A 6,695-nucleotide genomic window follows, 5' to 3' on the forward strand; every position below is an offset into this window, starting at 1 on the left:
GGAGGGACCACCCGTGCCGAAAGGCGTCACCAAGCGGCGGCCCCGCACCCGCGCGGCGCTTCTGAAGGCCGCCCTGGAGACCTTCGCCGAGCACGGCTTCCACGCGACGACGATCGAGCGGATCTGCGAGCGCGCCGGCTACACGCGGGGCGCGTACTACTCGAACTTCGCGAGCAAGGAGGAGCTCTTCCTCGCCCTCTTCGACGAGCACAGCGACCGGACGGTGCGGCGGCTCGCCGAGTCGATCGACGCGCTGACGGCCGAGGAGTACACCCTGACCCGGCTCGCGGAGCTGGCCTCCCGGGTGGAGCCGGACGAGCGGGACTGGTACCTGGTGACCACCGAGTTCACCCTGCACGCCATCCGGGACCCGCAGGCCGCCTGGGTGCTCGCCCGCCACGACGAGCGGCTGCGGGCGGAGATCGCCCGCGGCCTCACGCTCGTCCTGCGCCGGGCCGGACGCGAACTGACCGTGGACGCCGACCGGTTCGCCCGCCTGCTCATCGCCCTGCGCGAGGGCGGCCTGGCGCAGAGCTACGTGGAGCCGGACGCGCTGCCGCCGGGCAGTCTGGAACGCCAGTTCCTCCCCGCGTTCCTGGAAGCCTCGACGTGCGAACTCCCGGAACCCGGGGGTCAGTCGAAGAGGTCGGGGTCGGACGCGGTGATCTGATCCCACAGCGGGCGCGCCTGGAACCAGCCGGCCAGGTGCCCGCCGATCTGCCCGCGCGTGAGCAGGGCGGTCTCCCGGTCGATGAGCTGCGGGGTGCCGGCGGCCGTCGCGAGGAGCTGCGCCTGGCAGGAGCGCTCCATGGTGACGAACCACCAGACGGCCTCGGCGACGGAGTGCCCGACCGTGAGCAGCCCGTGGTTCTTGAGGATCACCGCCTTGTGGGCGCCGAGGGCCCTGGCGACCCGCTCGCCCTCCTCGGTCTCGTTCACCACGCCCCGGTAGTCGTCGTAGATCCCGTGGTCCTCGAAGAACGCGCAGGCGTCCTGGGTGATCGGGTCGAGCGGGACGCCCAGGCTGGAGAAGGCCTTGCCGTACAGGGAGTGCGAGTGCGCGGCGGCGACCGCGTCGGGCCGGGCGGCGTGGACCCGCGAGTGGATGACGAAGGCGGCCCGGTTCACGGGCCGGCGCCCTTCGAGGACGACCCCCTCGTGGTCGACCAGGATCAGGTCGGAGGCCTTGATCTGGGTGAAGCTCATGCCGAACGGGTTGACCCAGAAGGCGTTCGGGTCGCCGGGGTCGCGGACGGTGATGTGCCCGGCGACCCCCTCGGAGAAGCCGAACCGTCCGAAGATCCGGAATCCGGCGGCCAGTTGCTCCTTGCGGTACCGCCGCTCCTCCTCGACGCTCTCGAAGGTGGGCGGCAGCGGCAGGACGACCCCGTCGGGCAGCGGCCCGACGGCGGCGGCGAGCGCGGGCGGCACGGTGCTCATGGCGGCTCCTCCACGGAACGGGGGACAGGGGGCAGGAACGGGGCACGGGCGGGAACGGCGCGCCAAAAGATACAGACGTGCATCCGATACGACAACGGATCGGACCGTGCCTTGCGGCGCGCGGTTCCCGGTGAGTGCGGTCAGGGTGCAGCTGGAAAGCGCTTTCCGTCCCCTCTCCCGCCTCGGAAGTACGCCGCGTGCCCACCGCAGACGTCCTGGTCCGCACTCGCACCGTCGGACACCGCCACGACTCCGTCCCCGTCGGCGCCGCCGCGCCCGCCTCGTCGGCGCCCTGCCCCCCCGACCGCCCGCCCCGCCCGGGTCACCCCGCCGTCCCGCCCCTGTTGCGCCGCGCCGCTCTTCACGGAAGGTTGGTGTCGGACGGGGGCCGACGCAGGAGGAGACAGGCCATGGGCATCGCCACCGTGAACCCCGCCACCGGCGAGACGCTGCGCACCTACGAGGCCCACGGGCCCGAGGAGGTCGAGCGCCGCGTCGCCGCCGCGCACGAGACGTACCGCCAGTACCGCACCACCTCCTTCGCCGAGCGCGCCCGCCTCCTGCGCGCCGCCGCGAGCCTCCTCGACGAGGACACCGAAGACATCGCGCGCACCATGACGACCGAGATGGGCAAGCCGATCGCCGCCGCCCGCGCGGAGGCCGCCAAGTGCGCCAAGGCCATGCGCTGGTACGCCCGCCACGCCGAGGAACTCCTCGCCGACGAGCACCCGGCGGAGAGCGACGTCCAGGACTCCGGCGCGGACACCGCCCGCGTCCACTACCGGCCCCTCGGCCCCGTCCTCGCCGTCATGCCGTGGAACTTCCCGCTCTGGCAGGTGATCCGCTTCGCCGCACCCGCCCTCATGGCGGGGAACACGGGCCTTCTCAAGCACGCCTCCAACGTGCCGCAGACCGCGCTCTACCTGGGCGACCTCTTCCGCCGCGCCGGATTCCCCGAGGGCTGCTTCCAGACCCTCCTCATCGGCTCCCGTGAGGTCGAGGGTGTCCTGCGCGACCCCCGCGTGGTGGCCGCCACCCTCACCGGCAGCGAACCGGCCGGCCGGGCCGTCGCCTCCGTCGCGGGCGACGAGATCAAGAAGACCGTCCTGGAACTCGGCGGCAGCGACCCGTACATCGTGATGCCCTCCGCCGACGTCGTCGCGGCCGTGAAGACCGCCGTCACCGCCCGCGTCCAGAACAACGGCCAGTCCTGCATCGCCGCCAAGCGGTTCATCGTCCACCGGAACGTGTACGACGACTTCTCCGAGCGCTTCACCGCCGCCATGAACGCCCTCACCGTCGGCGACCCCCTCGACGAGTCCACCGACGTCGGCCCCCTCGCCACCGAGCAGGGCCGCGCCGACCTGGAGGAACTCGTCGACGACGCCGTGGAGCGGGGCGCCACCGCCCTCTGCGGCGGACACCGGCCCGAGGCCGAGGAGCTGCGGAACGGCTGGTACTACCGGCCCACCGTCCTCACCGGCATCACCCCCGAGATGCGGATCCACCGCGAGGAGACCTTCGGCCCCGTCGCCACCGTCTACCCGGTCGGCGACATCGAGGAGGCCGTGGCCGTCGCCAACGACTCGCCGTTCGGCCTCAGTTCCAACGTCTGGACCCGCTCCCAGGAGGACGTCGCCTTCTTCGTCCGCGACCTGGAGGCCGGCGGCGTCTTCGTCAACGGCATGACCGCCTCCCACCCCGCGCTCCCCTTCGGCGGGATCAAGCGCTCCGGGTACGGCCGCGAACTCGCCGGCCACGGCATCCGCGAGTTCTGCAACGCGACCACGGTCTGGCAGCGTGCCTGACTCCGTCCGAGCCCCCTCCCGGGCCCCCTCCCGGCGGAGGGATCACCCGCCGCCGGGAGCGGCGTCGGCCGGCGTCCGCACCGGACCGATCTCGCACCACACCGCCTTGCCCTCGCCGCGCGGCTCGACCCCCCACCGGGAGGCCAGCGCGTCGAGCAGGAGCAGCCCGCGCCCCGACGTGGCCGCCTCGCCCGGGGTGCGGCGCCGGGGCCAGGCGCTCGACCGGTCCTGCACCGACAGGCGCACCCGCCGCACCGGCTCGGGCAGCACCTCCAGGGTCAGCACCGCGCCCCCCTCCGTGTGCAGCAGTACGTTGACGAGCAGCTCGCCCGTCAACAGCTCGGCGTCGTCCGCCAGTTCCCCCATGCCCCAGTCGCGCAGCGCCTGCCCCACCGCCGCCCGCGCGTCCGACAGGCCCTGCGGATCGGCCTGGTGGATGTACTGGTGGATGCGCGGCGCCCTGGGCGTGCCCGGGTCCGGGCTGCGCCGCAGCACCAGGAGGGCCACGTCGTCGCCCGAACCCCACCGCTCCCACAGCCGGTCGGAGAGGTGGTCGGCGAGCGCCTCGGCCTGCGGCGGACCACTGGCGATCGCCCCGGCGAGCGCGTCGAGACCGGACGAGATGTCCGAGTCCGGCTGCTCCACGAGCCCGTCCGTGCAGAGCACGAGCGTCTCCCCGGGCACCAGGTCGAGCCGGGTCTCCGGGAACTCCTCGTCCCCGAACACGGTCGCCAGGCCCAGCGGGAGCCCGCCCCGCAGCTTGGGCTGCCCCACCCGGCCGTCGTTGTGCCGGATCAGCGGATCGAGGTGCCCGGCCCGCACCGCGCGCAGGGTGCCGCTCGCCAGGTCCACCTGCGCGTACGTACAGGTCGCGAAGCGGTTCGTGTCCAGTTCGGCGAGGAAACGGGAGGCCCGGGCGAGCACCGTCGAAGGGGCGTGCCCCTCGCCCGCGTACGCCCGCAGCGCGATCCGCAGCTGGCCCATGATGGCGGCCGCGTGCGTGTCGTGGCCCTGGACGTCCCCCACGACGATCCCGACCCGGCTGCGCGGCAGCGGGATCACGTCGTACCAGTCGCCGCCGACCTGCCGCCCGCTCCACGCCGCGTGGTAGCGGACGGCGATCTCCCCGCCGGTGATCTCCGGGATCCGGCGCGGCAGCATCGCCGCCTGGAGCCCGGTCGCGAGCTCCCGCTCCTCGTCGAAGAGCATCGCCCGCTGGAGCGACTGGGCGACGATCGCCGCGAGCCCCAGGGCCAGGTTCCGCTCGTCGGCGTTGAACGAGGTGCGGCCCCGGTAGAACAGGGCCATCCCGCCCAGCGAACGCGCCTGCGCCACCAGTGGCAGGTAGCAGGCGGCCCGGAAGTCGAGCCGGGGCAGATAGGGGGCGAGTTCGGGGAATTCCCGCCCCAGCGACGGGAAGGACGACACGAACCGGGGCCGGCCGCTCAGCACCGCGTCGGCCAGCGGCAGCCTCCGGTCGAGCCGCCGTTCGCGGAGGCCGTCGAGCACGTCGAGGCTCTCCCCGCTCAGCGCGATGATGTTCAGCGAACCGTTCTCCACGAGCCCGAGCGCGAGGCCGTCCGCGCCGAGCCGCGCGAGCCCGCCCGGACCGGTCAGGGCCGCCGTCACGTCGTCCACGGTCACCGCGCGCGACAGCGCGTTCGTCGTCCGCTCGACGATGTTCGTCTGGACCTCGCGCCGCTTCTCCAGGTCCCGGACGAAGGCGAAGTGCGTCACCTCGGCGGTCGTGTCCCGCACGACGCCGACGATCCGCCGGGCCCGCCCGTCCGGCGAGCGCAGGATCCGCGCCTGGACGTGCGTCCAGTGGGGCGGCCCGTCGTCCTGCGGGATGGGGAAGTGCGCGGTGTACGAGGCCGCGCCGCTCTTGACGGCCTCGCGCACGACGCCCCGGAGTTTGACGCGCTCCTCGGGGGCGAGGCGCGCGACGAGCGTCTCGGGGCACCCGTCGAAGGCGTCCGGAGCCACGCCGAAGACCAGCAGCCCGGACTCGTCGGCATCGATGCTGCCCGTGTCGAGATCCCAGTCGAAGCTGCCGGTCCGGTTCATGGCGAGCCACTCGGCGGGCCCGATCTCGCCACTGCGCGTACGCGGGTCGTCATCGGTCATCCCCCCCATTGTCGAACCCGCACCCCGGCGACGCCATGGCGGTGACACGGCGTGGCGCGAGTTCGCCGCGACGGACCGGGGACGCGCCGGGGGCGGACGGACCCCCGGGGGACGGACGCGGCCCGGGGGGCCCACGGGGCAGAATGGGCCGGTGCAGCCGTCCTACCGCGTCCTCGGTCCGTGCCGGGCCCTCCGTGCCGACGACGGGACCGAGGCCGTCCTGAGCGGCGGCAGGCTCCGGGCCCTGCTCACCGCGCTCGCGGCGGCCGGCGGGCGCGCGGTGGACCCGGGCGCGCTGATCGAGCGGGTCTGGGCCGACACGGACCCGGCCGGCGGCCGGGACCGCACGGCCGCGCTCCAGGCCCTCGTCGGCCGGCTGCGCCGGGCCCTGGGCCGGGAGGCCGTCGCCTCGGAGCCCGGCGGCTACCGCCTCACCGTCGCCCCCGACGACGTCGACCTGTACCGCTTCGAACGGCTCGCCGGCGAGGGGGCCGCCGCCCTGGCCGCCGGGGACGCCGGGCGGGCGGCCGTCCTGCTCGACGAGGCCCTCGGGCTCTGGCGCGGCCCCGCCCTCGCCGACCTCCCGGACCGGGACACGGACCCCCTGGCCGTACGGGTCGAACAGCGGCACGCGCGGGCGCGCCGCGACCGGTTCGCCGCCGACCTGGACCTGGGACGGGCCGACGAGGTCCTCCCGCCGCTCGCCGCCCTCGCCGCCGGACAGCCCCTCGACGAACCCCTCCAGGCCCTGCGGATCCGCGCCCTGCGGGCGGCCGGACGGCCCGCCGAGGCACTGGCGGCGTACGGGGAGGCGCGCACGGCCCTGGTGGAAAGGCTCGGCACGGACCCAGGGCCCGAACTCCGCGCCCTGCACGCCGAACTCCTGACGGAGGACCGGCCCGCCGCCGTCGGGCGCCGGACGGTCGCCCTGCCCGCCCGTCTGAACTCCTTCGTCGGCCGCGACGCCGAACTCGGAGACCTCGCCGCCTCCTGGGACGCCCGGCGGCTCGTCACCCTCACCGGGCCGGGCGGCGTCGGCAAGACACGGCTCGCCCTGGAGGCCGCCGAGACGTACGACGGGCCGGTCCACCTCGCCGAACTCGCCTCCGTGCGGGACGGATCGACGGTCGGCGCCGCCGTCCTCAGCGCGCTCGGAGCCCGCGAGACACAGCTCTGGCACCGTCCACCCGTCCCCGGCGCCGAACCGAAGGACCGTTTCGCCGACCTCGTCGAGCACTGCGCCGGGCGCCGGATGCTGCTGCTCCTGGACAACTGCGAGCACGTGGTCGGCGCCGCCGCCGAGCTGGCCGAGACGCTCCT

The 6,695-nt window shown here is 74.7% G+C and carries 5 protein-coding genes; 3 read left to right on the forward strand and 2 right to left on the reverse strand.

Annotation, left to right across the window (positions count from 1 at the left end; translation table 11 throughout):
- The first annotated feature begins 13 nt into the window (after nt 1-13).
- Nucleotides 14-670, forward strand: a complete 657-nt coding sequence (locus ACFY7E_RS30285) for a TetR/AcrR family transcriptional regulator (RefSeq protein ID WP_389490424.1) — start codon at nt 14-16, stop codon at nt 668-670.
- Here the strand turns inward: ACFY7E_RS30285 and ACFY7E_RS30290 are convergent.
- Nucleotides 634-1,440: a class II aldolase/adducin family protein gene (locus tag ACFY7E_RS30290; RefSeq protein ID WP_389490426.1), complete on the reverse strand. Its 807-nt coding sequence runs from the start codon at nt 1,438-1,440 to the stop codon at nt 634-636. The genes ACFY7E_RS30285 and ACFY7E_RS30290 overlap by 37 nt on opposite strands.
- Nucleotides 1,441-1,850: 410 nt before the next feature.
- Here ACFY7E_RS30290 and ACFY7E_RS30295 point away from each other — a divergent pair, with 410 nt between their 5' ends.
- Nucleotides 1,851-3,248 (forward strand): NADP-dependent succinic semialdehyde dehydrogenase, encoded by a 1,398-nt coding sequence (locus ACFY7E_RS30295; RefSeq protein WP_389490428.1) that lies wholly within the window; start codon nt 1,851-1,853, stop codon nt 3,246-3,248.
- A 42-nt stretch (nt 3,249-3,290) separates the two neighbouring features.
- On the opposite strand, the gene ACFY7E_RS30300 is transcribed toward ACFY7E_RS30295, so the two are convergent.
- Complete coding sequence (locus ACFY7E_RS30300; RefSeq protein WP_389490429.1) at nt 3,291-5,375, reverse strand: SpoIIE family protein phosphatase; 2,085 nt, start codon at nt 5,373-5,375, stop codon at nt 3,291-3,293.
- Between the two features lie 151 nt (nt 5,376-5,526).
- Here ACFY7E_RS30300 and ACFY7E_RS30305 point away from each other — a divergent pair.
- On the forward strand, nt 5,527-6,695 hold a 1,169-nt coding region (locus tag ACFY7E_RS30305), incomplete at its 3' end, for a BTAD domain-containing putative transcriptional regulator (protein WP_389490431.1).

Origin of the sequence: Streptomyces sp. NPDC012825 (assembly GCF_042900925.1) — a bacterium.
Taxonomy (GTDB): Bacteria; Actinomycetota; Actinomycetes; order Streptomycetales; family Streptomycetaceae; genus Streptomyces.